This is a genomic window from Xanthomonas sp. BRIP62415 (genome assembly GCF_003993515.1).
Classification (GTDB): Bacteria; Pseudomonadota; Gammaproteobacteria; order Xanthomonadales; family Xanthomonadaceae; genus Xanthomonas; species Xanthomonas euroxanthea.
The window spans coordinates 168,281-192,858 of sequence record NZ_QEZH01000014.1; the positions used below are offsets into that span (position 1 = coordinate 168,281).

General features: G+C 64.8%; 20 protein-coding genes, 1 other RNA gene and 1 pseudogene. 11 read left to right on the forward strand and 11 right to left on the reverse strand.

The window, feature by feature from the left end; all coding sequences use genetic code 11:
* Positions 1-1,061: 1,061 nt before the first annotated feature.
* On the reverse strand, positions 1,062-2,408 hold the full coding sequence (locus EO141_RS05455) for a hypothetical protein (protein ID WP_127168697.1): 1,347 nt from the start codon (positions 2,406-2,408) through the stop codon (positions 1,062-1,064).
* Between the two features lie 288 nt (positions 2,409-2,696).
* On the opposite strand from EO141_RS05455, the gene EO141_RS05460 reads away from it, so the two are divergent.
* On the forward strand, positions 2,697-3,056 hold the full coding sequence (locus EO141_RS05460) for a hypothetical protein (RefSeq protein ID WP_127168698.1): 360 nt from the start codon (positions 2,697-2,699) through the stop codon (positions 3,054-3,056).
* A gap of 312 nt (positions 3,057-3,368) precedes the next feature.
* Here the strand turns inward: EO141_RS05460 and EO141_RS21890 are convergent.
* Both EO141_RS21890 and ssrA read right to left on the reverse strand, forming a co-directional pair.
* Positions 3,369-3,792 (reverse strand): annotated as a pseudogene (locus tag EO141_RS21890) (Arm DNA-binding domain-containing protein); the annotation flags it as partial.
* A gap of 106 nt (positions 3,793-3,898) precedes the next feature.
* Positions 3,899-4,295, reverse strand: a transfer-messenger RNA (tmRNA) gene (gene ssrA, locus EO141_RS05470).
* Positions 4,296-4,428: 133 nt separating this feature from the next.
* Here ssrA and EO141_RS05475 point away from each other — a divergent pair.
* Positions 4,429-6,885, forward strand: a complete 2,457-nt coding sequence (locus EO141_RS05475; RefSeq protein WP_127168699.1) for a S8 family peptidase — start codon at positions 4,429-4,431, stop codon at positions 6,883-6,885.
* Positions 6,886-7,039: 154 nt separating this feature from the next.
* Here EO141_RS05475 and smpB read toward each other — a convergent pair whose 3' ends face one another.
* The gene (smpB, locus tag EO141_RS05480) at positions 7,040-7,543 is read right to left on the reverse strand and encodes an SsrA-binding protein SmpB (protein WP_039520446.1); all 504 of its coding nucleotides are present in this window, start codon (positions 7,541-7,543) and stop codon (positions 7,040-7,042) included.
* 60 nt (positions 7,544-7,603) lie between these two features.
* Here smpB and EO141_RS05485 point away from each other — a divergent pair, with 60 nt between their 5' ends.
* Positions 7,604-8,035 carry a type II toxin-antitoxin system RatA family toxin gene (locus tag EO141_RS05485; RefSeq protein WP_104583340.1) on the forward strand — a complete coding sequence of 144 codons (432 nt, stop codon included), beginning with the start codon at positions 7,604-7,606 and terminating at the stop codon, positions 8,033-8,035.
* A 2-nt stretch (positions 8,036-8,037) separates the two neighbouring features.
* Positions 8,038-8,313: an RnfH family protein gene (locus EO141_RS05490; protein ID WP_119132285.1), complete on the forward strand. Its 276-nt coding sequence runs from the start codon at positions 8,038-8,040 to the stop codon at positions 8,311-8,313.
* Positions 8,314-8,583: 270 nt separating this feature from the next.
* Here the strand turns inward: EO141_RS05490 and bamE are convergent, their stop codons facing one another.
* Positions 8,584-8,979 carry an outer membrane protein assembly factor BamE gene (bamE, locus tag EO141_RS05495; RefSeq protein ID WP_039528130.1) on the reverse strand — a complete coding sequence of 132 codons (396 nt, stop codon included), beginning with the start codon at positions 8,977-8,979 and terminating at the stop codon, positions 8,584-8,586.
* Between the two features lie 104 nt (positions 8,980-9,083).
* On the opposite strand from bamE, the gene fur reads away from it, so the two are divergent.
* The gene (gene fur / locus EO141_RS05500; protein ID WP_016901564.1) at positions 9,084-9,494 is read left to right on the forward strand and encodes a ferric iron uptake transcriptional regulator; all 411 of its coding nucleotides are present in this window, start codon (positions 9,084-9,086) and stop codon (positions 9,492-9,494) included.
* Between the two features lie 111 nt (positions 9,495-9,605).
* On the opposite strand, the gene recN is transcribed toward fur, so the two are convergent.
* On the reverse strand, positions 9,606-11,270 hold the full coding sequence (recN, locus tag EO141_RS05505; protein WP_104583338.1) for a DNA repair protein RecN: 1,665 nt from the start codon (positions 11,268-11,270) through the stop codon (positions 9,606-9,608).
* A 116-nt stretch (positions 11,271-11,386) separates the two neighbouring features.
* Between recN and hrcA the strand changes: the two genes are divergently transcribed.
* From hrcA to EO141_RS05535, 6 genes are all read left to right on the forward strand, one after another.
* Complete coding sequence (hrcA, locus tag EO141_RS05510; RefSeq protein WP_104583337.1) at positions 11,387-12,439, forward strand: heat-inducible transcriptional repressor HrcA; 1,053 nt, start codon at positions 11,387-11,389, stop codon at positions 12,437-12,439.
* A gap of 99 nt (positions 12,440-12,538) precedes the next feature.
* Positions 12,539-13,057 carry a nucleotide exchange factor GrpE gene (gene grpE / locus EO141_RS05515; RefSeq protein WP_010366360.1) on the forward strand — a complete coding sequence of 173 codons (519 nt, stop codon included), beginning with the start codon at positions 12,539-12,541 and terminating at the stop codon, positions 13,055-13,057.
* Positions 13,058-13,199: 142 nt separating this feature from the next.
* Positions 13,200-15,125: a molecular chaperone DnaK gene (dnaK, locus tag EO141_RS05520; RefSeq protein WP_016901561.1), complete on the forward strand. Its 1,926-nt coding sequence runs from the start codon at positions 13,200-13,202 to the stop codon at positions 15,123-15,125.
* Positions 15,126-15,284: 159 nt separating this feature from the next.
* Positions 15,285-16,412, forward strand: a complete 1,128-nt coding sequence (gene dnaJ / locus EO141_RS05525) for a molecular chaperone DnaJ (protein ID WP_104583336.1) — start codon at positions 15,285-15,287, stop codon at positions 16,410-16,412.
* 338 nt (positions 16,413-16,750) lie between these two features.
* On the forward strand, positions 16,751-17,659 hold the full coding sequence (gene pdxY / locus EO141_RS05530) for a pyridoxal kinase (RefSeq protein WP_104648388.1): 909 nt from the start codon (positions 16,751-16,753) through the stop codon (positions 17,657-17,659).
* Entirely contained in the window at positions 17,656-18,783 is a 1,128-nt protein-coding gene (locus EO141_RS05535; RefSeq protein ID WP_104648389.1) for a prephenate dehydrogenase, read from the forward strand. Before pdxY ends, EO141_RS05535 begins: the two co-directional genes overlap by 4 nt.
* 262 nt (positions 18,784-19,045) lie before the next feature.
* On the opposite strand, the gene EO141_RS05540 is transcribed toward EO141_RS05535, so the two are convergent.
* The 5 genes from EO141_RS05540 to EO141_RS05560 form a co-directional block, all read right to left on the reverse strand.
* Positions 19,046-19,258, reverse strand: coding sequence for a hypothetical protein (locus EO141_RS05540; RefSeq protein ID WP_119132278.1), 213 nt, complete (start codon positions 19,256-19,258; stop codon positions 19,046-19,048).
* A 150-nt stretch (positions 19,259-19,408) separates the two neighbouring features.
* Positions 19,409-20,812, reverse strand: a complete 1,404-nt coding sequence (locus EO141_RS05545) for a TolC family protein (RefSeq protein WP_104648390.1) — start codon at positions 20,810-20,812, stop codon at positions 19,409-19,411.
* Positions 20,809-21,900: an HlyD family efflux transporter periplasmic adaptor subunit gene (locus EO141_RS05550; protein WP_104648391.1), complete on the reverse strand. Its 1,092-nt coding sequence runs from the start codon at positions 21,898-21,900 to the stop codon at positions 20,809-20,811. The genes EO141_RS05545 and EO141_RS05550 overlap by 4 nt, the downstream gene beginning before the upstream one ends.
* Complete coding sequence (locus EO141_RS05555; RefSeq protein WP_104583329.1) at positions 21,884-23,572, reverse strand: ABC transporter ATP-binding protein; 1,689 nt, start codon at positions 23,570-23,572, stop codon at positions 21,884-21,886. Before EO141_RS05555 ends, EO141_RS05550 begins: the two co-directional genes overlap by 17 nt.
* Before the next feature lie 88 nt (positions 23,573-23,660).
* Positions 23,661-24,560, reverse strand: a complete 900-nt coding sequence (locus EO141_RS05560) for a hydrogen peroxide-inducible genes activator (RefSeq protein WP_104583328.1) — start codon at positions 24,558-24,560, stop codon at positions 23,661-23,663.
* Positions 24,561-24,578: the final 18 nt, after the last annotated feature.

Consider the following 24,578-nt stretch of genomic DNA (forward strand, 5'->3'; position numbering starts at 1 on the left):
AGGCGGTCTCGGTATCGCCCATGAAAAAGGCCGGGAGCCCTCTGCATCGAGGAGTCCCGGCCTTAGTCGGTCGTCTTAGGACCGTTGTTTGGTGGAGGTGGGCTCTACCGATAATATTGCGCGAGTTGTTGATATATCTGTGGTCAAATTCGGACTTGGTCCTTGTTCCCCCAACCCCCAGTTGATACCCCCAGTCGTCTAGGGCTGCACTCAACGTTGGAGCCCGAGGAGGGGCAGCATGACGTGCGAGGATGTTTATCTGGGGGCTGTCAGGGATTGATCTCGACGGCAGGGCGTTTGAGTTAGGCGAAGTCATCAGGTTAACGTCTGCTTACGTGCACCTGTTCTCGAACGACGTAATGGCATTTGAAAAAACTGCGCACTCCTGGGGCCTTAGCACCATCTCGAAAGCCAGGCCGTGATGCATCAAAGTGCCTATTCATACTGGAGCGCTTGTAGTCGGCAACTGCCTCCTCTTCCTAATATGGATGACCGTGGTCTCTCTCATGTGGCTTTGGTAGATCTGGAAATTTATTCGGAATTGATGACTTGTATGCCGCTTGAATCTTATCAAAATGCCCCGGCTGATCGAGTTAGGGGTGAACAAATCACTCTGCTTTTTTTCGATCCACGAACGCCGTGTTCGCGTGGGACTCACTGAGGCAGGCGGTTATTTAGAGCGTTTTGAATGAGTCATTGAGCGTTGATGCGCTGTACGGAACGGTGGACTTCGAAAACAGAGTTTGAGCTCGGCATCCAGACCTCCGACAATGCCCAGTGCATTTCCCAACATTACGATGATCTTGGTGTCCTTGTGGAGTGCAATCGAGGCTATTTTCTCTCCACAAAGCTGAGCTTGTCTTTAGGACGTCTTCTCCGCTTGCTGCCTACTTAGAGCCTCGCGGTTTGAAACGATTAAAGCCGGCGCAGGCTCTCGCTTGCGCCGGCGCACCTCGGCTAAGTGTTACTCAAGCGCCATAAGCTATGTAGGGGCTAGTGAAATGGCAGCTACTGCTGCAAGTGCCAAACAAACCTATCGCGCTTTTGGAGAAACGATAAGGTCAGTCAAACCAGACGACTGGCATGTCAGCATTGAGCGACATATTGCGAAAGTCGCCAATAGCTTGAGCCACGGCCTGCACCGTATGGCAGCCAGTAGAGAGTGCGGCTCCCTCAGCGCTGAGGTAACTCGCACCAATGGTTCTTGTACTAACAGCGTTGGGTCTTGGTCCCAACTGCTGCGTTCCTAGGCTCCCAATTTGTTGCCCGTCGATTTTTAAGTAGAGGAAGACTGAGCCGCCAGCATCATTCGTGTCGCCTTGGACACGAGTTTTGGCCGAAAACATCACTGTGCCATTGTGTCCCTCGGGAACACAAACTTGGCCCTGTCCTAAGACAATTTCTGATCCCGAAGCGGGGCAAGTAGTGTTATAGCCATTTGTGCCAATGCAGACATACGCGTAGCGCCTGTAGGGTCCAAGTGCCGCGTAATTAATGGACGGGTTCAGTCCTCTTCCAGCGACCCTGAAGCCATTAGCTAAGGTGACCAGGCGAGAATTTGCCCCTGCTCGGTAAACCACATTGTTGGTCTGCCCGTCTTGGGGCGTAAAATAAGGTGACTCGGATGCCACGAGTTGAACAGTGCTCTGAGCGGGCGGATTCGCAAAGAAGCCCTGTGAGAAAAATGGCGCCTGCGTTTCTGCGCCGCTGAAAAGGTCGTTAATTGACCATGTCATCGAGTCAATTCCCGGCTCTTGATTATTCAGGAGCAGGCCCATCATACCGTCCCCATACGCCCCAAAGACGTAGGCCCGTGCGGATCCCATTGCAACGATGGGGCCCTGCTGATTGCCGGCAGAGGCTGAAAGTAGAGTGGCGCGATCATCGGCTTGGAGAGGTGTGCCTTCCGAGGTGCCAGACGTGTTGAAGTTGAGTTGCGCAGTATCCGCAGGTAATGACGAGTTAGTAACGCTTGTGGCTCCAGTTGCTAGAACCGAAAGATTTGAAGCTGCTCCGAAGAAGACTGGGGCACCGACCGCTGAGCCGTGCAGCGTGACTGTATGGTTGCCAGCTTGCAGGTATTGCGCACCTACGACATTAAATGAGTGCTGCTGTGCAGCATTCGACTGGCGCCAATCTATGTAGCTGTCATTGGAGACCGTTGCGCCGTCGATTGTGATGTATGCATTCGCCGCGGACTTGCCATTGGGGAAGTAGCGCCCGTCAGATTGAACGTAGACCCACCCTGCAGCCGGAAGTTGGATGGTGCTTGAAAGTAGGGCGGTAGTCCCGGGGCTGACACGAACATCACCAGGAAGTTGCAAGTAGCGAGAGCCTGGACCTCCTGCAGTTGCTGCAACAGAGGCTGCTAGCAGAGATAGTGAAAAAGCGATTTTTAGCAATGACATCTGAGGCTCCTTTTCTTGATTTCTGAGCCACGTCGTGTGGCAAGGCACTCTAATGCATCCGCGGGCGGTGGAACGGTGGCGCGTTCGTTCGTTGCGTAGGTCAGCTTGCAATGGTGTTGAGCCGATGCTAGAGCCAGTGATCTACTGATACCAAATTCGGATTTTCCTGACACGTCGCGTTGGACTTCCGGGGGAAGCTAGTGAAGCCGGTAGCGGTGCCAAGATGGCAGCTCAATCCGCGAAGCTTTGTGCAAGCTCACGCCGGCGCCCCTAAGACATGGAGCTGTTATGAAATCTCGTATTGCATCTTTGATAGCTGCGGCTTCACTGCTGGCTGTTTCATCTGCCCACGCCGCGACATACCAGACCGTTGTCGAGGCGTACACCCGCACGGCCGGAGGCCAGTCGGTTGATGCCACCCCACAGTGCCCGGCCGGGTTCACGCCGATCTCTGGCGGGTGGAACACCAGCGAGCCGAACCAAATTGTATTCCGCGGCGGCGTCCCTGAGCTGGGCCGATATTCAGACATGAATGCTGGTCGATTCTCGCCAGTTGGAAGTTATCCCAACGGCAACGGCTGGCGCACCTACGGGTACGTCAACGGGCCGGCCATCATCAACATCTACACAGTTTGCGCAACGCCGTAAGACTGTATGTTCATTCGCTGGACGCGGGCCGTTGGCAGCTCATCTTGCGTGGCGCTTGAATAGGCTGGTGGGCGAGGTGTCGCACTCCGGCGTTCCCAAGAGCCGAGCGTCATCGCTACCGAAGGCGTGACTCTGCCGGAATTGCTTATCGGTATGAACTGGCTCAGCCCGGTCGTCGGCCAGAACACCGATCGGGACGAATGGTGCCTGTTGCGAGCCGGTCGAGGGGTACAGAAGTCCTCGCAAGGGTTCGGAGTAACGAGGCAGGTGGGGCCGATGTGTACCTACCTGTTCCTCTGCTGAAGATGGGTGGCTGCCCTTGTAGCCATCCATGGCGCGCAGGAGCGGTCCCAGCTCATCGGGTCCGTCACTGCCGGCAGATGGCGCTCAGGTCTCGGCTTTAGCGCAGCGGCGGCAGCTTTCTTGTGCTCGCCCGGGTCGATACCCTGGGCCAGCAGCTGGCGAGCCTCATCGCGGCGCTGCCGAGCGAGAGCCAGTGGAACCTCGGGATAGACACCCACGGCCAACAGCTTCTCTTTGCCTGCGAACCGGTACTTCCAGCGCCAGTAGCGCCCACCGTTCACTGCGACCATCAGATCAGGCCGCCGCCGTCTGAGAGCTTCTGCGGTCGGTCGGCGGGCTTGGCGCGGCGTATTGCGAGGTCGGTCAGGGGCATTGGGGGTATCAAGGTCAGCCGAGTGGCGAGATACCCCAATATGTACCCCCACCGTCGCAGGGCCTGATACGTTCACGTACGCACTGCATCGCACATGAAAAAAAAGCCGAGAACCCTTGTTTTACGGGGGTTCCCGGCCTTTCCAGGACCTCATCGGTCCGCTCATTGGTGGAGGTGGGCGGAATCGAACCGCCGTCCGGAAGCACTCCATCCCCAGCACTACATGCTTAGCCCTCCGTTAGATCTCATTCCCAGGCAGCACGGTTGGCAAAGCGCACCTGGAAACCAGCCTGCTTTATCTAACCGGTAGCTGACAGGCAGCCACTACCGATGGTTCCGTGATAATGACCCTACACCTACGAGCACGGGCACAAGTAGGTTCGGGGGTTCGCCTTAGGCGGCTGTAGAACTACAACTAAAGCCAATTAAGCGGCGATAGCGAAGTCCGAACCGTAGTTGTCATCGTTGGCAACTAAAAGTTTGCTGCTGGATTAACGAGGAAAGCTGCCCCCTCGGCATGCGCCAAGCGACTTCGCGACCCCCGTCGAAACCAGTGCACCCCCGGGGAAAGCATCAAAACGCTGACCTGATCAGTGTAGGGATCGGGGCGCCCTGTCACAAGTGGTGAGACGTGCGGCGCTTACAGTGGCTTCAGTCCTATCGGACGGAATGGTCTGGTAATCAAGGAGAGAAGCGATGGCGACAGGCAAGCCCCCCCGTTCGCGGCAGGCACGTAGCGTCCCCCGCAAGCGCGCACCAGGTGTCGATGCAGCCAAGCCTCGGCGCGCAGCCACGGCCCCGCAGCAGCAGGCGCAGGACACCACGCTGACACGCGTGCAGGGCAAGGCGCGCACGGTGATCTACATCCATGGCATCGGTAACAAGCCGCCGGCCGAGGTGTTGCGCTGTCAGTGGGACAAGGCCTTGTTCGGGCGGCCGATGGGCGAGCGCACGCGCCTGGCGTATTGGGTCAATCGCGAGCGCTATCCGGTTGCCGAACCCGGCAATTGCGATGCGCGCGATGTCGGCCCGGCACTCAATCAGAGCGTGCAGCGCGCCCTGAGCACGCTCGGGCTGGTGCCAGGCGAGCAGGACCTGCATCTGCTCGCCGACGCCCTGGCGCAGAGCGAGCAGGAGCGCAGCGATCTGCATCGGTTGCTGGACGAGCTGGACGCCGCGCCCGCCATGCCGGCAGCCGGCGAGGTGCAGGCCAAAGGTCCGATCGATGCAATCAACCGGGTGCTGCTGCGGCTGATCTCCGCCGCACTGCTGCAGGACGTGCACGATTTGTTCTTCGTGCCCGAGCGTGCAGCGTTGATGCGCGACAGCCTGGTGCAGCGCCTGCGCTCGGGGGGCGGGCCGTTTGTGGTGGTCGCGCACAGCCAGGGGTCGATGATCGCCTTCGACGTGCTGCGTCAGCTCCAGGCTGCCGAGTGCGAGGTCAGCCTGTTCCTGACGTTGGGCTCGCCCCTGGGCCTGCCGCAGGTGCGCAGCATGTTCAAGCGCTGGACCGGCACGCGCAAGCTGCCGTTTCCTCCGTGCGTGCGGCGCTGGATCAACGTCGCCGATACGCGCGACCCGATCGCGCTGGATCCGGATCTCAGCGACGACATCGCCAATGCCAAGGGACGGTTCGAAAACCTCTCAGGCGCGCGCTTGAACCCGGACTGGCAGCACAACGCGCATTCGGGTTCGGGCTACCTGTCGATCCCGCAGGTGCGTGCGGCGGTGCGCGAGGCGGTGGGCGTCGGTTTCGATCAACCGGTGTCCAATGCCGTGCTGATCAAGGATCTCAGCGAGCAACTGGAAGCGCATGGCGCCGAGTACCGGCACGAGGTGCTCATCGAGCTGGATCGGCGGGTGTCGGGCGACGATCCGGCCGGCACGCGTGCGCTGCTGCTGGCGCAACTGCGCCAGGCCGCTGCAGGCACCACCGGCTTGAGCGGCGAAGCGCTGGACGAGGCGATCGCGCTGGAAGATGGCCTGCAGCGGTTTGTGTCGGCACGGCTGACGCGGTTCGAGATCGAATCGCTGCAGGACCGCTACCGGGCACTGGGATTCCGGCGCATGTGGCGCGATGCCGGCAAGCGCGCGTTGATCAACGTGTCCGGCAACGTCCTGCATGCCGATGCGGCGCGCACTGCGTATCGCGCACGCGGCCAGCAGATCGGCTGGGCAGTGCTGGACACCGGTATCGCGGCCAGTCATCCGCATTTCTTCGCAAAGGGGGAGCGCGACACGGTGGTGGCGCAATGGGATTGCACGCGCCGCGGCGCAGCCAAGCGACTGACACGCGCTGACGGCGATGCCTTCGCCCGGCTGGATCGGCACGGGCACGGCACGCATATCGCCGGGATCATCGCCGGCCAGAGCCGCGCGGTGATTGCCGACGCGCAGGGCAACCCGGGCAAGCCGCTGGAGTTCGCCGGCATGGCGCCGGACACCCAGCTCTACGGTTTCAAGGTGCTGGACGATGCCGGCAACGGCCGCGATTCGTGGATGATCAAGGCGGTGCAGCAGGTGGCGGCAATCAACGAGCGCGCCGGCGAGCTGGTCATCCACGGCGTCAATCTGAGCCTTGGCGGTTACTTCGATCCGGAGAGCTATGGCTGCGGTTTTACGCCGCTGTGCAACGAGCTGCGGCGGCTATGGCGGCAAGGCGTGCTGGTGGTGGTGGCCGCCGGCAACGAGGGCCTGGCGTGGTTGATGGGCAACGACGGCGATGCGTATCCGGCCAACATGGATCTGTCGATCAGCGACCCGGGCAATCTGGAAGACGCCATCGTGGTGGGCTCGGTGCACAAGAGCAGCCCGCACAACTACGGCGTGTCGTATTTTTCCTCGCGCGGACCGACCGCCGATGGTCGAGGCAAGCCGGACGTCGTGGCGCCGGGCGAAAAGATCCTGTCGGCCTATTACGACTTCGACCCGAACGACCCGGCGAGCCTGATGGTGGAGATGAGCGGCACCAGCATGGCCGCACCGCACGTCTCCGGCGTGCTGGCCGGATTCCTCTCCGCACGCCGCGAGTTCATCGGCTTCCCGGACCGGGTCAAGCAACTGATGCTGGATACCTGCACCGACCTGCAGCGCGATCGCTATGTGCAGGGCAGGGGGGTGCCGAATTTGATGCGGATGCTTGGGGCGACGTGAGGAATCGGGAGTGGGGAATCGGGAATCGTAAAAGCGCGATGCTTCTCACGGATCCAGCAATGCCCGCATCTTTAACTAACGTGAGGTCAACGCAGCTGAGATCAACGCAGTGAGCCTGCCCAGGTCTTGCAATTCTCCATTCCCGATTCCCCACTCACGCGTCGCGGTTATGCCGCCGCATCACGCGCTGCTTGTCGCGCTGCCAGTCGCGGTCCTTGGCGGCGTCGCGCTTGTCGTGGTTCTGCTTGCCCTTGGCCAGTGCGATTTCCAGCTTGACCTTGTTGTTGCTCCAGTACAGCGCGGTGGGCACCAGGGTGTAGCCGTCGCGTTCGACGCTGCTCAACACCTTGTCGATCTCCCGGCGGTGCAGCAGCAGCTTGCGGTCGCGGCGTTCCACCGGCACGGTGTGGCTGGAGGCCTGGATCAGCGGGGTGATCTGCGCGCCGATCAGGAAGATCTCGCCTGAACGCACGTAGGCGTAGCCGTCGATGATGTTGGCGCGACCGGCGCGGATCGCCTTGACTTCCCAGCCCTGCAGCGCCAAGCCGGCTTCGTAGCGCTCTTCCAGGTGGTATTCGTAGCGCGCACGCTTGTTCAGCGCGATGGTTTTCGTGGCCGTCGCGCCGTTTGCTTTATCCTTGGCTGGTTTCTTGCTCATGCCGCTATTGTCGCCGATTCGGCGTCATCAAACGATCTTCTGTCTTTCACAAGTTAGCGAATGCCTACCATCCGTCGCAGCGCCCTGGTCGAACACAGCGCCACCCGCATGTTCGACCTGGTCAATGATGTTGCCGCCTATCCGCGCCGTTTCGGCTGGTGCGATGCTGCGCAGGTGCTTGAACAGGACCAGGCGCACATCGTTGCGCGGCTGGATCTGGGGCTGGGATCGTTCCGCACCTGGTTCACCACCGAAAACATGCTCGAGCGCCCCGAGCGCATCGTCATGCATCTGCGCGACGGGCCGTTCAAGCGGCTGGAAGGCCTGTGGGAATTCCAGTCGCTGGGCGAGAACGCCTGCAAGGTCAGCCTGACCCTGGAAGTGGAAACCAGCTCGCGGCTGTTGGGTCCGGCGCTGGCGCTGGGCTTTCAAGGCCTGGCCGACCGCATGGTCAACGATTTCGTGCGGGTCGCCGATCGCGGCGACACCTGAGCATGCGCGTCGACGTCGTGCTGGCCTGGCCGGACCGCTACAGTTCGGTGTCGCTGGACCTGGCCGAGGGCGCCACCGTGGCCGAGGCGATTGCCGCGTCCGGTCTGGCGCCGAACCGACCACCAGCGGCGCAGGCGATCCATGGGCTGATTGCGCGAGCGGATCAAGTGCTGCGCGACGGCGATCGGGTCGAACTGCTCAGGCCGCTGCTGCTGGATCCGAAGGACGCGCGGCGTCGCCGTGCCGGACCGAGCAAAAAAGCCGGTCCCAGCAAGTAGCGGCTTGCCAGTGCCGCGGTGCGTGTGCGCGTGATAGCGAACTGTTCCGGTGGCAGGTCAGCGGCGTGAACGCACCCGGTGGCCTGGACCGGCGCAGGGTGATGCAAAACATCTGACTGAAAGCCCCAGCTATCGACAGCTGGCTCAGCACCGTCGTCCGCGAGCAACCACGTCGTTTCGACCAGGCAAATAAAAAACGCATCCATTCAAAAGGATGCGTTTCTGATTTGACAAACACTCGGGCGACCGCAAGACCGCCGAGCAGGCGCATCAACGGCCGCGCTGCTTCTTCTTGTCGCGGGCCAGATTGCGGCCGAACTGCTTGGGTGCCGACTTGGCCAGCTGCTCGTCCTGCGACGGGAAATAATCGCCTTCCCAGCGCACGACCTGCTCGTTTTCGAAGAACACGGTGAAGTTCTTGATCTCGGTACGCGCCAGACGGTCCACGCGCTGGGTGGAGGTGTAGTCCCAGCGCTGCGAATGGAACGGGTCGGGAATCGAGGGGGTACCCAGCAACGCGCTGACCTGCTGCTTGCTCTGGCCTACCTGCAGTTGCTCCACGGCATTCTGTTTGATCAGATTGCCCTGGTAGATCGGCTGCTTGTAGATGATGCCGCAGCCAGCGGTGGAAAGAGCAACGGCGGCGACCAGCAGGAGATTACGCATCGGGGATTAAGTGCTGAGGAAATCACGCCGATGATACACTCCCGCCGGTCGCCGCGACCCGTTTGATGGCAGCTGGCGCTAAATCGCCAATGAACGGAGAACATATGGAAACCCACGACCTGCGCAAAGTCGGGCTCAAGGTGACCCATCCGCGGATGCGGATCCTGGAATTGCTCGAGCAGAAGAGCAACCAGCACCACCTCAGCGCAGAAGACATCTATCGGCAGCTGCTCGATCATGGCGACGAAATCGGTCTGGCCACGGTGTATCGGGTGCTGACCCAGTTCGAGGCTGCCGGCCTGGTGCTGAAGCACAATTTCGAAGGCGGCCAGGCGGTCTATGAGCTGGATCGCGGCGGCCATCACGACCATATGGTGGACGTGGACACCGGCCACGTGATCGAGTTCGAGAGCGAAGAGATCGAGGCCTTGCAGCGCCAGATCGCCGCCCAGCATGGCTACGAGCTGGAAGAGCACTCGCTGGTGCTGTACGTGCGCAAGAAGCGCCCGCGCTGACGGCAAGCCAGCGGCATTGCGGCAACGACAAGGCGGCTTCGGCCGCCTTGTGCGTTTGCAGCCATCGGCTGCCCGGCCACCCCGAGCTCTGCCGGCGCCACGCCGGTCGGCTCAGGCGCTCTGCAGCAGCTTGCGTGCCGCCGCGCGGGCTTCCTTGCTGACTTCCACCCCGCCCAGCATGCGCGCCAGCTCTTCCTGGCGGGCCTGCGGGCCGAGCAGTTCGACCGCGCTCTGGGTCATGCCGTCCACCGGCGCCTTGCTGACCCGATAGTGCGCATGGCCCTTGGCGGCCACCTGCGGCAAGTGGGTCACGCACAGCACCTGGCGCTCTTCGCCCAGGGCGCGCAGCTTCTGCCCGACGATGTCCGCCACCGCGCCGCCGATGCCGGAATCGACCTCGTCGAAGACCATGGTCGGCACGCTGTCCAGCCCGAGGGCGGCGACCTCGATGGCCAGTGAAATCCGCGACAGCTCGCCGCCGGAGGCGACCTTGCGCAATGCGCGGGGCGGTTGCCCGGCATTGGCCGCGACCAGGAATTCCACCCGCTCGGCGCCATTGGGATCCGGGCGCAGGGTGTCCTGCGGCTGCAGCTGGATCAGGAACTGCCCACCGCCCATGCCCAGCTCGCCAATCAGCGTGGTGGTGGCGGCCGACAGGGCCTCGGCGGCGGCCGTGCGGCTGGCGCTGAGGGTGCTGGCTGCACCGCGCCAGACGCCGATTGCCGCCTCGATGTACTTGTCCAGCTGCTGCAGGCGCTCGTCGGCGCCGCGCAGGCTTTCCACTTCCAGGCTCATGCGCTCGCGCTGGGCGGCCAGTTCGTCCGGGGTGACGCGATGCTTGCGCGCCAGATCGTGCAGGCGGCCGAGCCGGCGCTCCATCGCCTCGAACTGGGCCGGGTCGGCCTCCAGGTCGTCGCGCACGCGGTCGAGCAGGGCCAGCGCCTCTTCGATCTGGATGACCGCGCTGTCCAACAGCGCATCGACCTCGCCCAGGCGTGGCTCGTGCTCGGCCACGCGCGCCAGGTCGTGGCGGCTGTCCTGCAGCAGGCCCAGCGCGCAGGCGCCGTCGTCGCCATTGAGCTGCAGGGCCACGCTGTCGCAGGCGCCGATCAAGGCGGTGGCATGCGCCTGGCGGCGGTGATTGACGTCCAGCGCGGCGATCGCGGCCGGGTCCAGGTCCTCGCGTTCCAGTTCGCCGAGCTGGTGTTCCAGAAAGCCGATGCGGTCGGAGACATCGCCTTGCGCGGACAGCGCGTCGCGCTCGTCCAGCAGGGCCTGCCAGCGCTGGCTGGCCTGGCGCACCTGCTCGCGCTGCGCGCCGTTGCGGGCATAGGCGTCGAGCAGGGCGAGCTGGCTGTGGCGGGCCATCAGGGCCTGGTGTTCGTGCTGGCCATGGATCTCCACCAGCCGCGAAGCCAGTTCCGCCAGTTGCGAGGAGGTCACCGGGCGGCCGTTGATCCAGGCACGCGAGCCGCCATCGGCACGGATGACCCGGCGCAGCTGGCACTGCGCATCGTCGTCGAGTTCGTTGTCCGACAGCCAGGTCAGGCCCGGGTGCTGGGCCGGCAGCTGGAATTCGGCCGACAGTTCGGCGCGGTCGGCGCCGTGGCGGACCACGCCGCTGTCGGCGCGCAGCCCGGACAGAAAGCCCAGGGCGTCCACCATCAGCGACTTGCCGGCGCCGGTTTCGCCGGAAACCACGGTCATGCCCGGCCCGAATTCCAGTTCGGTGGCGCGGACGACGGCGAAATCCTTGATGGAGAGGTGTCTGAGCATGGGGTCGAGTGTGAACGCTTTGGGGAAGCTTAGGGTGGGAGCGGCGGGCAGGGAATAAGACGCTTGCCAACCGCAGGGCCAGACATTATCTATGCCCAGTCTCACCGGATGATCCCATGCGCGCGTCACAGTCCCCAACGCTCGACCCCCGCGCTCGCCAGCTGCTGCGGACGCTGATTGCCCGCTATATCCGCGACGGCGAGCCGGTGGGCTCCAAGACGCTGGCCCAGCACGCAGGGCTGGACGTCAGCCCGGCCACCATCCGCAACATCCTGGCCGACCTGGAGGATGTGGGGCTGCTCAGCTCTCCGCACACATCGGCCGGGCGGGTGCCCACCGCGCACGGGTACCGGGTGTTCGTCGACAGTCTGGTGCAGATGCAGCCACCGGGCGAGGAGGAGGTGCGGCGCCTGCGCGCGGAGCTTGCCAGCGGCAACGGCACCCAGTCGCTGCTGGGCAGTGCCTCGCAGATGCTGTCGGCGATGAGCCATTTCGTCGGCGTGGTCAGCGCGCCGCGGCGCGAGCAGTTCGCGTTCCGGCACATCGACTTCGTGGCGCTGGACGCCCGGCGGGTGCTGGCGATCCTGGTGTTTGCCGACAACGAGGTGCAGAACCGGGTGATCGAGCCGCGCCGGGCCTACGAGCCGGCCGAGCTGGAGCGGGTGGCCAATTACCTCAATGCGCAATTTGCCGGGCGCGCGCTGGCGGATATCCGCGCCAGCCTGTTGCGCGAGTTGCGCCTGGCCAAGAACGAGATGGAGCAGTTGCTGGCGCACAGCGTGGACCTGGCCAGCGAGGCGCTGGTGCCGGCCGATGCCGACGACATGGTGATGGCCGGGCAGACCCGCCTGATGGGCGTGCAGGACCTGTCGGACCTGGACCGGCTGCGCGAGCTGTTCGAGGCCTTCGCCAGCAAGCGCGAGATCCTGCAGCTGCTCGAACGCACCATCCAGGCGCCGGGCGTGCGCATCTTCATCGGCGAGGAGACCGGCATGGTGTCGCTGGACGACGTCTCGCTGGTCACCGCGCCGTACGCCGCCAATGGCCAGGTGCTGGGCGTGCTGGGCGTGATCGGGCCCAAACGCATGGCCTACGACCGGGTGATTCCGCTGGTGCAGACCGCCGCCCAGGTGCTGGGTGCGGCGATGGAACCGCCCGGCACGCGATAAGCGGCAACGATCGAGACGATCATTTTGCTTGAAACGCGCGTGCGCGCCCACATACGGGGTGACGTTGGGGCGGGCGTTCCGCTTGCCCGGGAACTGCACATGAACCAAGACCACCCCGAATTCGACTCCGAAGACCTGTCCCAGAACCCACCCGAGACCGATCCGCTCAAGGCCGAGATCGAATCGCTGCGCAGCGAGATCGCGCTGGTCAAGGCCGATGCCCTGCGCGAGCGTGCCGATCTGGAGAACCAGCGCAAGCGCATTGCCCGCGATGTCGAGAACGCGCGCAAGTTCGCCAACGAAAAGCTGCTGGGCGAGCTGCTGCCGGTGTTCGACAGCCTGGACGCCGGCCTGACCGCGGCCGGCACCGAGCCCAGCCCGCTGCGCGATGGCCTGGACATGACCTACAAGCAGCTGCTCAAGGTTGCGGCCGACAACGGCCTGACCCTGCTCGATCCGGTCGGCCAGCCGTTCAACCCGGACCAGCACCAGGCCATCAGCCAGGGCGAGGCCGAGGGCATCGCCCCGGGCCACGTGGTGCAGGTGTTCCAGAAAGGCTATCTGCTCAACGAGCGTCTGCTGCGCCCGGCCCTGGTGGTCGTGGCCAAGCACGACTGAACCGTGGCGCCCGGCTGAACTGCCGGGCGCATGCGCGAAACGCAGATTCGTGCAGGTGGCTTGAACACCTGCGCACCACCCCCACATCTCAGCCAGACCCGGCGTCGCCGGACACAGCTAAAGAATCATCAGGAGCGTATCCATGGGCAAGATCATTGGTATTGACCTCGGCACCACGAACTCGTGCGTGTCGATCATGGACGGCGGCAAGGCCCGCGTCATCGAAAATTCCGAGGGCGATCGCACCACGCCTTCGATCGTCGCCTACACCAAGGACGGCGAAGTCCTGGTCGGTGCCTCGGCCAAGCGCCAGGCAGTGACCAACCCCAAGAACACCTTCTACGCGGTGAAGCGCCTGATCGGCCGCAAGTTCACCGACGCCGAAGTGCAGAAGGACATCTCGCACGTGCCGTACGGCATCCTCGCCCACGACAATGGCGATGCCTGGGTGCAGACCAGCGATGGCAAGCGCATGGCGCCGCAGGAAATCTCCGCCCGCGTGCTGGAAAAGATGAAGAAGACCGCCGAGGACTTCCTGGGCGAGAAGGTCACCGAGGCCGTGATCACGGTGCCGGCCTACTTCAACGACAGCCAGCGTCAGGCTACCAAGGACGCCGGCCGCATCGCCGGTCTGGACGTCAAGCGCATCATCAACGAGCCGACCGCTGCAGCCCTGGCCTATGGCCTGGACAAGAACGGCGGCGACCGCAAGATCGCCGTGTACGACCTGGGCGGCGGCACCTTCGACGTGTCGATCATCGAAATCGCCGAAGTCGACGGCGAAAAGCAGTTCGAAGTGCTGGCCACCAATGGCGACACCTTCCTCGGCGGCGAAGACTTCGACAACCGCGTCATCGAGTATCTGGTCGACGAATTCAACAAGGACCAGGGCATCGATCTGCGCAAGGATCCGTTGGCGCTGCAGCGCCTGAAGGACGCCGCAGAGCGCGCCAAGATCGAGCTGTCGACCAGCCAGCAGACCGAAGTGAACCTGCCGTACGTCACCGCCGATGCCTCTGGCCCGAAGCACCTCAACATCAAGTTGACCCGTGCCAAGCTCGAAGCGCTGGTGGAGGACCTGGTCAAGAAGTCGATCGAGCCGTGCCGCACCGCGTTGAACGATGCCGGCCTGCGCGCCAGCGACATCAACGAAGTGATCCTGGTCGGCGGTCAGACCCGCATGCCGAAGGTGCAGCAGGCGGTTGCCGATTTCTTCGGCAAGGAACCGCGCAAGGACGTCAACCCGGACGAAGCCGTGGCCGTGGGCGCTGCGATCCAGGGCGGCGTGCTGGCCGGCGACGTCAAGGACGTGTTGCTGCTGGACGTGACCCCGCTGTCGCTGGGTATCGAAACCATGGGCGGCGTGTTCACCAAGATCATCGAAAAGAACACCACCATCCCGACCAAGGCCTCGCAGACCTTCTCCACCGCCGAGGACAACCAGTCGGCCGTGACCGTGCATGTGTTGCAGGGTGAGCGCGAGCAGGCCCGCTTCAACAAGTCGCTGGCCAAGTTCGACCTGTCCGGCATCGAGCCGGCCCCGCGCGGCATGCCGCAGGTGGAAGTGTCCTTCGACATCGACGCCAACGGCATCCTGCACGTGTCGGCCAAGGACAAGAAGACCAACAAGGAACAGAAGGTCGAGATCAAGGCCGGTTCGGGCCTGTCGGACGAAGAGATCCAGCGCATGGTCGCCGATGCGGAAGCCAACCGCGAGGAAGACAAGAAGTTCCAGGAACTGGTGCAGGCCCGCAACCAGGCCGATGGCCTGATCCACGCCACCCGCACCGCGATCACCGAGCATGGCAGCAAGGTCGGTGGCGATGTGATCGGCAAGGTGGAAGCGGCGCTGTCGGATCTGGAAACCGCCATGAAGAGCGACGACAAGGCGCAGATCGAGGCCCGCAGCAAGACCCTGGAAGAAGCCGGCCAGTCGCTGTACGCCGCAGCTGCCGCGGCAGAGCAGGGCGGCAACGCCGATGCGGCCAGCGGCAACGCGCAGGCCTCCAAGGCCGCCGACGACGTGGTGGACGCCGAGTTCACCGAAGTCAAGGACGACAAGAAGTAAGCCGTGATTTGGGAGTCGGGAGTGGGGATTGGCAGCCGGTAAACGTGCCGATCCTCATCCCGATATCCTTTACGCGTCGCGTCGCCAAGGCGGACCAGCACACGCTGTCCGCTTTTGCGTTTCAACGAATCTCAAATCACGAATCCCCAATACCGGCTTATGAGCAAACGCGATTACTACGAAGTGCTGGGCGTTGCCCGTGGCGCCAGCGACGAGGAGCTGAAGAAGGCGTATCGGCGCTGTGCGATGAAGCACCACCCGGACCGCAATCCCGGCGACGCTGCTGCCGAAGCGATGTTCAAGGAGTGCAAGGAAGCCTATGAGGTGTTGTCGGACGGCAACAAGCGCCGCGCCTACGATGCGCATGGCCACGCTGCGTTCGAGCACGGCATGGGCGGTGGTGGTGGGCCGGGTGGCCCGGACATGGGGGATATCTTTGGCGATATCTTCGGCAATATTTTCGGCGGTGGCGCCGCCGGTCCGCGCGCTGCGCGACGTGGTGCCGACGTCGGTTACGTATTGGAACTGGATCTGGAAGAAGCCGTTGCCGGCATCGAACGCCGCATCGAGATCCCGACCCTGATCGAGTGCGAGCCCTGCCATGGCAGTGGTTCGGAAGACGGCAAGGTGGAAGTGTGCGGGACCTGCCACGGACGCGGCCAGGTCCGCATCCAGCGCGGCATCTTCGCCATGCAGCAGAGCTGCCCGCATTGCGACGGGCGCGGCACGCTGATCCAGAATCCGTGCAAGACCTGCCACGGCGCCGGTCGCGTGGAAGAAGACAAGGTGCTGTCGATCAAGGTGCCTGCCGGCGTGGATACCGGCGACCGCATCCGTCTGGCCGGCGAAGGCGAAGCCGGCCCGGCCGGCACGCCGCCGGGCGATCTGTATGTGGAAGTGCGCGTGCGCGAGCATGCGATCTTCCAGCGCGACGGCGATGACCTGCATTGCGAAGTGCCGATCCGTATTTCGCAGGCGGCGCTGGGCGACACCGTGCGCGTGGCCACCCTGGGCGGGGAGGCGGAAATCCGCATTCCGGCCGAAACCCAGACCGGCAAGCTGTTCCGGTTGCGTGGAAAGGGCGTGCGCTCGGTGCGCAGTCGCAGCGAAGGCGATCTGTATTGCCGCGTGGTGGTCGAAACGCCGGTGAACCTGACCGCCGACCAGCGCGAGTTGCTGCAGCAGTTCGAAGCCACGTTCACCGGCGAGGATGCACGCAAGCATTCGCCCAAGTCGGCCACCTTCATCGATGGCGTCAAGGGCTTCTGGGATCGGATGACGTCCTGAGGCTGGGAATCGGGAATCGGGATTGGGGAATCGTAAGAGCGGTGTGGCCGGAGCGGTGCGCCATTTTGGCGATTCGGGATGTGCGGGAGCGGATGAATGCTCCCGAATGTCCGGAAAGTTGAATGACTGAGCGAGGTCCTCCAGACGAATGCCGGCCCCGGGGCCGGCATTTGCGTTCTTGCGGCAGGAGCCTGCGCAGGTCGGAGGCGATATCGACTGCTGCCAGCGCACGGACCGGCCTGGCGAGAACTGGCTTGGCGACGGTAGGCGTTGCGGCGAGCGGACGACGGTCGCATCGATCGACGGTGGGCGCCGTGGCGCTGGCGTAAAATGCTGCGATGAACAATGCCCCCGACAGTCATCTGGTCCACGGCCGCCGCCAGCGTCCGGATGGTCCTTCGCCGATTGATGTGATCTCGGTCCAGTCGCAACTGGTCTACGGCCATGCCGGCAACAGCGCGGCGGTGCCACCGCTGCGTGCGCTTGGCCTGCGGGTGGCGGAAGTGCCGACCACGCTGCTGAGCAATGCGCCGTTCTACGCCACCTTGCGCGGCCGCATCCTGCCGGCCGACTGGTTGGCCGACCTGCTGCTGGGGGCGAGCGAGCGCGGCCTGCCGCAGCGTGCGCGCATGCTGGTCTCCGGCTATTTCGGCAGCCTGGCCAATGGCGAGGCGTTTGCCGACTGGCTGGAGCAGACCCTGCCGCAGGCCCCGCAACTGCGTTATTGCCTGGATCCGGTGATCGGCGACACGCACACCGGCCCGTATGTCGAACCCGGACTGGAGCGCGTGTTCGCCGAGCGGCTGTTGCCGCATGCCTGGCTGGTGACGCCGAATGCGTTCGAGCTTGGGCGACTGACCGGTTTGCCGAGTCTGGAGCAGGACGATGCCGTCGTTGCCGCGCGCGCATTGCTGGCGCGCGGTCCGCAGTGGGTGCTTGCGCACAGCGTGGCCGGTGCGGCAGGTGAGCTGGTGACCCTGGCGGTCAGCAACACGGCGGTGTATCGCTGGGCCACGCCGCATCTGCCGGTGGATGTGGCCGGCACCGGCGATGTGCTGATGGCCTTGCTGATCGGTTTCCTGCTGCGCGATATGCCGTTCGAGCAGGCGGTGGGGCATGCGCTCAGCGGCGTGCATGGTGCACTGGAAGCCACATTGGATGCAGGCATCGAGGAGTTCGATGTGCTGGCCGCCGCACCGGCCGCACTCGCGGCTGCCCCGCGTTTTGCGCTCGAGCGATTGGCATGATGGCGCAGCCGGTGGTCGGCATCGTCGGCATCGCCGGTGCCTACGGACGCTGGCTGGCGCAGTTTTTGCGCACGCGCCTGGGGCTGGAGGTGATCGGCTTCGATCCGGCCGGTGACGGCGACATGGACGAGGCCACCTTGGCGCAGCGTGCAGACGTGCTGATCTTTTCTGCGCCGATTCGCCACACCGCCGCATTGATCGCGCGTTATGTGGACCTTGCCGGCCCGCGTGCCGCGTCGCAGTTGTGGATGGATGTCACCTCGATCAAGCAGGCGCCGGTTGCCGCGATGCTGGCATCGCCGGCCGAGGTCGTCGGCCTGCATCCGATGACCGCACCGCCCAAATCGCCCACCTTGAAAGGGCGGGTGATGGTGGTCTGCCAGGCACGGTTGCAGCAGTGGTCGGCATGGGTGCAGATGCTGTGCACCGCGCTGCAGGCCGAGTGCGTGTACGCCACGCCCGAGCACCACGACCGCGTGATGGCGCTGGTGCAGGCGATGGTGCACGCCACCCATCTGGCGCAGGCCGGCACCTTGCGCGACTACGCGCCGCTGCTGGGCGAACTGCGCGCGCTGATGCCGTATCGCTCGGCCTCGTTCGAGCTGGATAGCGCGGTGATCGCGCGCATCCTCTCGCTCAATCCGGCGATCTATGAAGACATCCAGTTCGGCAATCCGTACGTGGGCGAGATGCTCGACCGGCTGTTGCTGCAGCTGCGCGAATTGCGCGCGCTGGTCGCGCAAGGCGACGATGCGGCGCGCGCGCAGTTTCGCGCCCGGTTTCTGGACGACAACGCGCAGGCGCTACGCGGCGAGTCGCTGGCTGCGGGCAACTACACCTATGAGCGCGTGGGCTACCTGCTGGCCGACCTCACCGAGCCGTTGACCGTGAGCGTCTACCTGCCGGAAGACCAGCCCGGTTCGTTGCGTGCGCTGTTGCATGTGTTCGAGCAGCATGGGGTGAATCTGTCGTCGATCCACTCGTCGCGCACGCCGGTGGGCGAGTTGCATTTCCGCATCGGGTTCGAGCCGGACAGCGATCGCGCGGCGCTGGCGCAGGCAGCCAGCGACATCGACCGCAGCGGCATCGGGCGGGTGCTGGAGCGTTCCGATCGCACCGGGTAGCCACGATCCACAGCCGGCCTGAGCCTGAGCGATGCCGATATCGCGGCGTGCGGCCTGCGGCGATCCCATGTTGGCTGACTGAACCGCATGCGATGAACCCAGGGCGATACCGATGTGGCCGGGCACGACGCCGAGTGCTTGCCACAGCGGTTTCATCCACACAGGGTGTGGATGAAACCTGCACAAGCATGTGGATAACCGCGTGCAGCCCTTGCACTGCAAGGGTTGCCGACCGGGTGGTCAAAAAATGACCATCGTCATCTCAGGACGTGGACAGCCGCAACTCGCCACCATCGGTGATGAAGCGCTGGCCCTGCCGCTGCAGGCGGCGGCCATCGGGGAGTTCGTAGCGTGGCGCAGCGCGCGACTGCATCTGGGCTTGCTGCCCGTTGCGGGATTGGGGCTCGTCGCGGAATTCGATGATGACGTAGGACTCGCCATCTGCACCGATTGCGGGAAATTGCCGGAAAGACATACGCACCTCCGAAAGAATCAGGGACGTCGTGCGAGCTGCCAGGGATCGCACCACCGGCGCCGGGCCGGCCGAAGCGAGCATGCGCAGGCAGGTGTTACCCGGGCGTCATTGCGCGATGCGGCAAGTTTGGCGAGCCAACCACCAGCCCGTTCACCGGCTCAGCTGCAACGCATCCCGATCGGCCGTCGCCGCCGCCAGCTCTGCACGCGCCGAGGCAATGCGCGCCTGCGCATCGATCAGGCGCACGCGGGCATCGTTGGCGGTCTCTTCGCGCTGGTTGACCAGGAAGAAATCGCCCGACCCCAGCTCGAAGCGGCGGCGCTCGGCGGCTGCCAGACGGTCGGCCAGGGCGCGTTCTTCGTCGGCGATTTTGGCCAGCCGTTCGGCGGCGGTGAGCGAGATGACGATCGATTCGACCTCCACCGTGATCTGGTCGCGCAGGTAACGGCTGCGCTGATCCAGCGCCTCGATCTCGGCGCGTGCTTCGGCGACCCGGCCCTTGGCGGCGCGGTTTTCCAGCGGCACGCTGAAGCGGAAGCCGATGATGGCATCGGTCGGCGAGCGGTTCGGGCCGCCGACACCGGGCGCCCCGAGGTCCTTGCTGACCTCGAAACTCACATCCAGGCGTGGCTTGAGATCGTTCTGCGCCAGCATCAGCCGCGCGGTGGCCTGATCGATGCGGGTCAGCACCGCGCGGTAATCGGGGCGCTCCACCGGTGCGGTGATCTTGCTGGCGCCGGCCAGACCTTCCAGCGCCGACGTATCGGCCGGCAGGCGTTCGGTGGACACGATCAACGGCATTCCCGCTTCATCGCGCAGGTACAGCGACAAGGCATTGGCAGCATTGGCGAAGTCCTGCTCCGAGCGCACCACCAACGCGCGTCGGCGGACCAGGTTCTGGTCGTTTTCGGTCAGCAGGATGGTGGGCCGCGCACCCAGTGTCACCTGCCGGGAAATCGCATTGCGGCGCTGCTCGGCCAGCTGCAGCAGGTCGTTGTACGCGCGCAGCTTCAGGCCGGCCGCGACCCAGCTCTGGTAGGCGTCCACCGCGCGGCGTTGCACACCGATGGCGACCATTTCCGCTTCGTATTGCGCGACATCGATATCGGCACCGGCAACGCTGCGGCGGGTGCGGCGCTCGTCGACCACCCGGTCGCGCAGCAGCGCATACAGCGCGCCGACCTTCACTTCGCCGCCGCGGTCGGTGTAGGACTTGTCTTCGTAGACCGGGAAGGAACCACGCGAGGAGCGGTAACCACCGTAGTAATAGCCGCCGTTGTCGTCGAACGGGCGCTTGACGGTGCTTTCGATCGCGCTGCCGTCGTAGTAGCCGGCCTCGCGCGAGCGGCCGTCGATATCGAACACGGTGTCGAACGCGCCATCGGCCGAGATGCCCTTGCCTTCGGCCTGGCGGACCTTGGCCAGCGACTCGATGATCTGCGGAGAAGCGCGGGCAGAGGAGCGCAGCACTTCATCCAGCGTCAGCGCGGTGGTCTGGGCGGCAACCACGCCCGGTACGAGCGCGACCAGCAGGACGACAAGACGGCGGATCATTTCTTGCCGGTCTCGTCGTCTTCGGACTTGCCGGCCGACGCCGGCTTGGCCTTGCCCTCATCCTGCGTCGTCGTCGCCGACGGGCGGCGGCCGAACTCCAGCGGGAAATTATTGAGCTGGCGCCACAGTTCGTAGCCCACCTTTACCGTTTCGCCCTGTACCCAGCCGCGCACCTTGCCGCCCTGGCGGGCGAATTCCTGCGCCGGCCAGGCCGGCTTGCCCGGCTGCGGTTCGACCAGGATGCGGAACAATCCGTCGGGTGCGGCATTGGGGTCGATGGCGCGGACGCGACCATCGAACATGCCGTGCGCCACCGACGGCCAGCCGCTGAACTGGATCGCCGGCCAGCCCTCGAACTCCAGCCGCACTGGGCGACCGGGGCGGATCAGCGGCACGTCGCGGCCGTCGATGTACAGCTCGACCGCACGTTCCACCCGCTCCGGCGCGATCACCGCCAGCACCGTGCCGGGCGAGACCATCGCGCTGCCGCTGGCGGCGTTGAGCTGCTGCACGCGGCCATCGCGCGGTGCGCGCACCAGCTGCGCCGACTGACGGTTCAACTGGATGTCGATGCGGGTCAGCTTGGCACGCGATTCGGCCAGCTTGGCATCGGCTTCGGCCACCTTGATCTGGGTCAGTTCGTAGTCGCGGCGGCCGGCCAGGCCTTCGGCGAGCAGCTGGCGGCTGCGTTCCACATCGATACTGGCGACCGCGCGCGATTGCTGGATGGCGCTGATTTCCGCCGCCACCTGCGCACGCTCGCTGGCAAGACGGGCCAGCAGGTCCGGGTCGAGGTCGCCGACGCGGGCGATCGGGTCGCCCTTGGCGACGTGCTGACCATCGTGTACATACCAGCGCTCCACCCGGCCCGGCACGAAGGCGGTGACCTGTTGCTGGCGGTCACCCGGGTCCAGCGCCACCACCTGGCCCTTGCCGCTGGCGGTCTGCACCCAGGGCGCGAACGCCAGGATGGAACCGGCGATGGCCACGCCGATCAGCAGCATCCACGCCAACACCTTGGCGATGCTGGGCGGGCGCATGGATGCCAGGGTGGGGAAGTGCGCGATCCGGTCAGAGGCGTGCTGCATCGTCGGCCTCCTGCGTGGATGCGATCAGGTCGGCGCGCGTGGCGTAGCGCTGCTGGCGCTCCGGTTCCAGGCGGAACCAGCCATCCAGGGTGATGTCCTCGGGCCGGCCGGTGCACAGCAGGACCGTGGTGCCGGCCTGCTTCAGCTGCCGCAGCACCCGGGTCAGGCGTTCGGCCGGCAGCAGATCGTACAGCTGCGACAGCATCAGCACGCGCGGACGCACCAGCAATGCGTTGGCCAGTTTCAGCGCCATCACTTCGCCGATCCACAGCGGGTAGCCGGAGGCGGCAAGCCGGGTGTCCAGGCCTTGCGGCAGCGCGGCGATGCGCGCGCGCAGCCCCACCGTATCGATGGCTTCGAGCATCGTCTCGGAGGTCACCTCGGCCGAGGCCATCGACAGGTATTCGCGGATGGTGACCTCGACGATGGTTGGCCGATCGAGCACGGTCACTTCAGAGCGCAGCAGGTACATGTCGAAGGTGGCCATGTCGGCGCCGCCGACCATCACCAGCCCGCGGTCCGGGACGACGTGGCGCTTGAGCACCATTGCCAGCAGACGTTCGGCGCCGCCGTCGGCCAGCGTCACCAGTTGTTCGCCGGCCTCCAGCGCGAAATCGAAGCGCGCCCCCTCGATCACCACCCCGTCCAGGCGCACGGCACTGTTGCCGGGGATCTTGCCCGCGGCAGCCACCGGGCGCTCCTGCGGAATGGCATACAGCACCGACAATTCCTCGGCGCTGGCCACCAGGTCGTAGAACACGTCCAGGTAGGTGCCCAACTGCGCGATGCCATAAAACACCGCGCTGAGGATCAGCTCGGCGGCCACCAGCTGGCCGATCGACAGTTCGCCACGCAGGATCAGGCTGCCGCCCAGTGCCAGCAGCGCCGCGCTGGCGACCGCGTAGGTGAGCAGGAATGCCACCGTCTGGGTGAAGGTGTAGCGGAAGTGGCGCCGATGCCGGGCGACGTAGGTGGCGGTCACCGCTTCGGAGCGCTCCATCGCGAAGTTGAGATGGCGGCTGGATTTGTAGAAGCCGTTGGAGCCACCCACGCTTTCCAGCCAGTGCGCCGCGTTGTGCTTGGCGTGGCTCAGTTCCACCGCCGAGCGGATCGAGCCGCGCGACCAGATCATCCAGATCGCGAAGATGATCAGCAGCAGCAGCGCGTTGAAGCCGAGGAAGAACGGGTGATAGAAGCTGGTGACGATCAGGCCCACCGCCGATTGCAGCACGATGGTGAAGGCACCGACGGCCAGGCTGGGCACCGCTTTCTGCACCACCACCAGATCGAAGTAGCGGTTGAACACGTCGCCACGGTTCTGGTCGGCGAAGAACGGGTTCTGCGCATGTACCGCGCGCACGGTGATTTCGGCCACCACCCGCGCAAACAGGCGGCGCTCGAACAGCGCCATCATCCACACCCGCATCGCGCTGAGCGCCGCCACCAGCAACAGCAGGCCCAGCAACAGGCTGGACAGGGTCCACAGCGGGGTGGGCAGCGCGGTGTTGGCGACGCTGTTGATCAGCAACTGCACCGAGATCGGCGTGGCCAGCGACAGCAGGCTGATCGCGACCCCGTAGACCATGGCCAGGCGCACATAGGGCATGTCCGGCCCGACAATCTCCGCCAGCCAGGCTCCCGCTTCCCGCCATCCGATCTGCTTGCCCGCCATTCGATTTCCGTTGATGAGTTCAATGAAGCATTGACGAGTTGCAGTTGGCGAACAAGGCAGCAGCGCTTATTCGACGCATAGGATTTTCCTATGCGGCCACCGCACGCAGAAGATCGGCAATCAGCCCGAAGGCCGGCGCGCGTCCTGCGCCTTGCCGCCACAGCAGACCGATCTCCCTATAGTAGCGTCCGCCTTTGATCGGCCGTACGACAACATCGTCGCCCTCGCGGATTTCCTGGCGCACATACAGGTCTGGCAGTAATGCAAGACCCATGCCCATCCCGGCCATCTGGCGGATCGCATCCAGGCTGGTGCCTTCGTAATCGCGTAGGACGTTGGCGCCGACGTCCATGGCGATCGCCGCGACCTGTTCGGCCAGGCGGTATTCGGGCATCAGGGTGAGCAGGTTGGCGCCGCGCAGATCGGCCGGCGTGATGCAGGCCTTGGCACGCAGGGGGTGATCGGCGGCCATGGTCACGTGCAGCGGTTCGCGGAACAGGCGCTCGCTGTGCAGGCCGCGCCCGGCCACCGGCAATTGCGCCAGGATCAGGTCGTGCACGCCGCTGGCCAGGCCGCTGGCGAGCACGGTCGGCAGGCCTTCGCGCACGTGCACGCGCAGTGCCGGGTGTTCGCGATGCAGGCGCGCGACCAGGCTCGGCATCAGGTAGGCGCCCAGCGTGGGCGACACGCCCAGCCGGATGGTGCCGATCAAGGTGTCGGCCGAGGTGGCGCGGACGTCTTCCAGATCGGCCACGTCCAGCAGGATGCTGCGCGCGCGATCGAGCAGGTCGCGCCCCAGCGGCGTCAGGATGGCCGGCACGCCACGCTCGAACAGCGCGGCGCCGACGATGGTTTCCAGTGCACGGATCTGCTGCGACAACGAGGGTTGCGACACGCCCATCTGCTCGGCGGCGCGGGTGAAGCTGCCGGTGTCGGCGAGCGCGACGAAATAACTGAGCTGGCGAATGGTGGTTCTGGGGCGGGGCATGCGGGATGTCGTCAGGGG

What these genes read in the sequence shown, in the direction of transcription:
- EO141_RS05540 (WP_119132278.1), bottom strand. Translation starts at nt 19,258, where the DNA reads ATGTCTTTCCGGCAATTTCCCGCAATCGGTGCAGATGGCGAGTCCTAC.
- dnaJ (WP_104583336.1), top strand. Translation starts at nt 15,285, where the DNA reads ATGAGCAAACGCGATTACTACGAAGTGCTGGGCGTTGCCCGTGGCGCC.
- bamE (WP_039528130.1), bottom strand. Translation starts at nt 8,979, where the DNA reads ATGCGTAATCTCCTGCTGGTCGCCGCCGTTGCTCTTTCCACCGCTGGC.
- recN (WP_104583338.1), bottom strand. Translation starts at nt 11,270, where the DNA reads ATGCTCAGACACCTCTCCATCAAGGATTTCGCCGTCGTCCGCGCCACC.
- EO141_RS05455 (WP_127168697.1), bottom strand. Translation starts at nt 2,408, where the DNA reads ATGTCATTGCTAAAAATCGCTTTTTCACTATCTCTGCTAGCAGCCTCT.
- EO141_RS05475 (WP_127168699.1), top strand. Translation starts at nt 4,429, where the DNA reads ATGGCGACAGGCAAGCCCCCCCGTTCGCGGCAGGCACGTAGCGTCCCC.
- EO141_RS05460 (WP_127168698.1), top strand. Translation starts at nt 2,697, where the DNA reads ATGAAATCTCGTATTGCATCTTTGATAGCTGCGGCTTCACTGCTGGCT.
- EO141_RS05555 (WP_104583329.1), bottom strand. Translation starts at nt 23,572, where the DNA reads ATGGCGGGCAAGCAGATCGGATGGCGGGAAGCGGGAGCCTGGCTGGCG.
- smpB (WP_039520446.1), bottom strand. Translation starts at nt 7,543, where the DNA reads ATGAGCAAGAAACCAGCCAAGGATAAAGCAAACGGCGCGACGGCCACG.
- EO141_RS05535 (WP_104648389.1), top strand. Translation starts at nt 17,656, where the DNA reads ATGATGGCGCAGCCGGTGGTCGGCATCGTCGGCATCGCCGGTGCCTAC.
- grpE (WP_010366360.1), top strand. Translation starts at nt 12,539, where the DNA reads ATGAACCAAGACCACCCCGAATTCGACTCCGAAGACCTGTCCCAGAAC.
- EO141_RS05560 (WP_104583328.1), bottom strand. Translation starts at nt 24,560, where the DNA reads ATGCCCCGCCCCAGAACCACCATTCGCCAGCTCAGTTATTTCGTCGCG.
- fur (WP_016901564.1), top strand. Translation starts at nt 9,084, where the DNA reads ATGGAAACCCACGACCTGCGCAAAGTCGGGCTCAAGGTGACCCATCCG.
- dnaK (WP_016901561.1), top strand. Translation starts at nt 13,200, where the DNA reads ATGGGCAAGATCATTGGTATTGACCTCGGCACCACGAACTCGTGCGTG.
- EO141_RS05545 (WP_104648390.1), bottom strand. Translation starts at nt 20,812, where the DNA reads ATGATCCGCCGTCTTGTCGTCCTGCTGGTCGCGCTCGTACCGGGCGTG.
- pdxY (WP_104648388.1), top strand. Translation starts at nt 16,751, where the DNA reads ATGAACAATGCCCCCGACAGTCATCTGGTCCACGGCCGCCGCCAGCGT.
- EO141_RS05490 (WP_119132285.1), top strand. Translation starts at nt 8,038, where the DNA reads ATGCGCGTCGACGTCGTGCTGGCCTGGCCGGACCGCTACAGTTCGGTG.
- hrcA (WP_104583337.1), top strand. Translation starts at nt 11,387, where the DNA reads ATGCGCGCGTCACAGTCCCCAACGCTCGACCCCCGCGCTCGCCAGCTG.
- EO141_RS05550 (WP_104648391.1), bottom strand. Translation starts at nt 21,900, where the DNA reads ATGCAGCACGCCTCTGACCGGATCGCGCACTTCCCCACCCTGGCATCC.
- EO141_RS05485 (WP_104583340.1), top strand. Translation starts at nt 7,604, where the DNA reads ATGCCTACCATCCGTCGCAGCGCCCTGGTCGAACACAGCGCCACCCGC.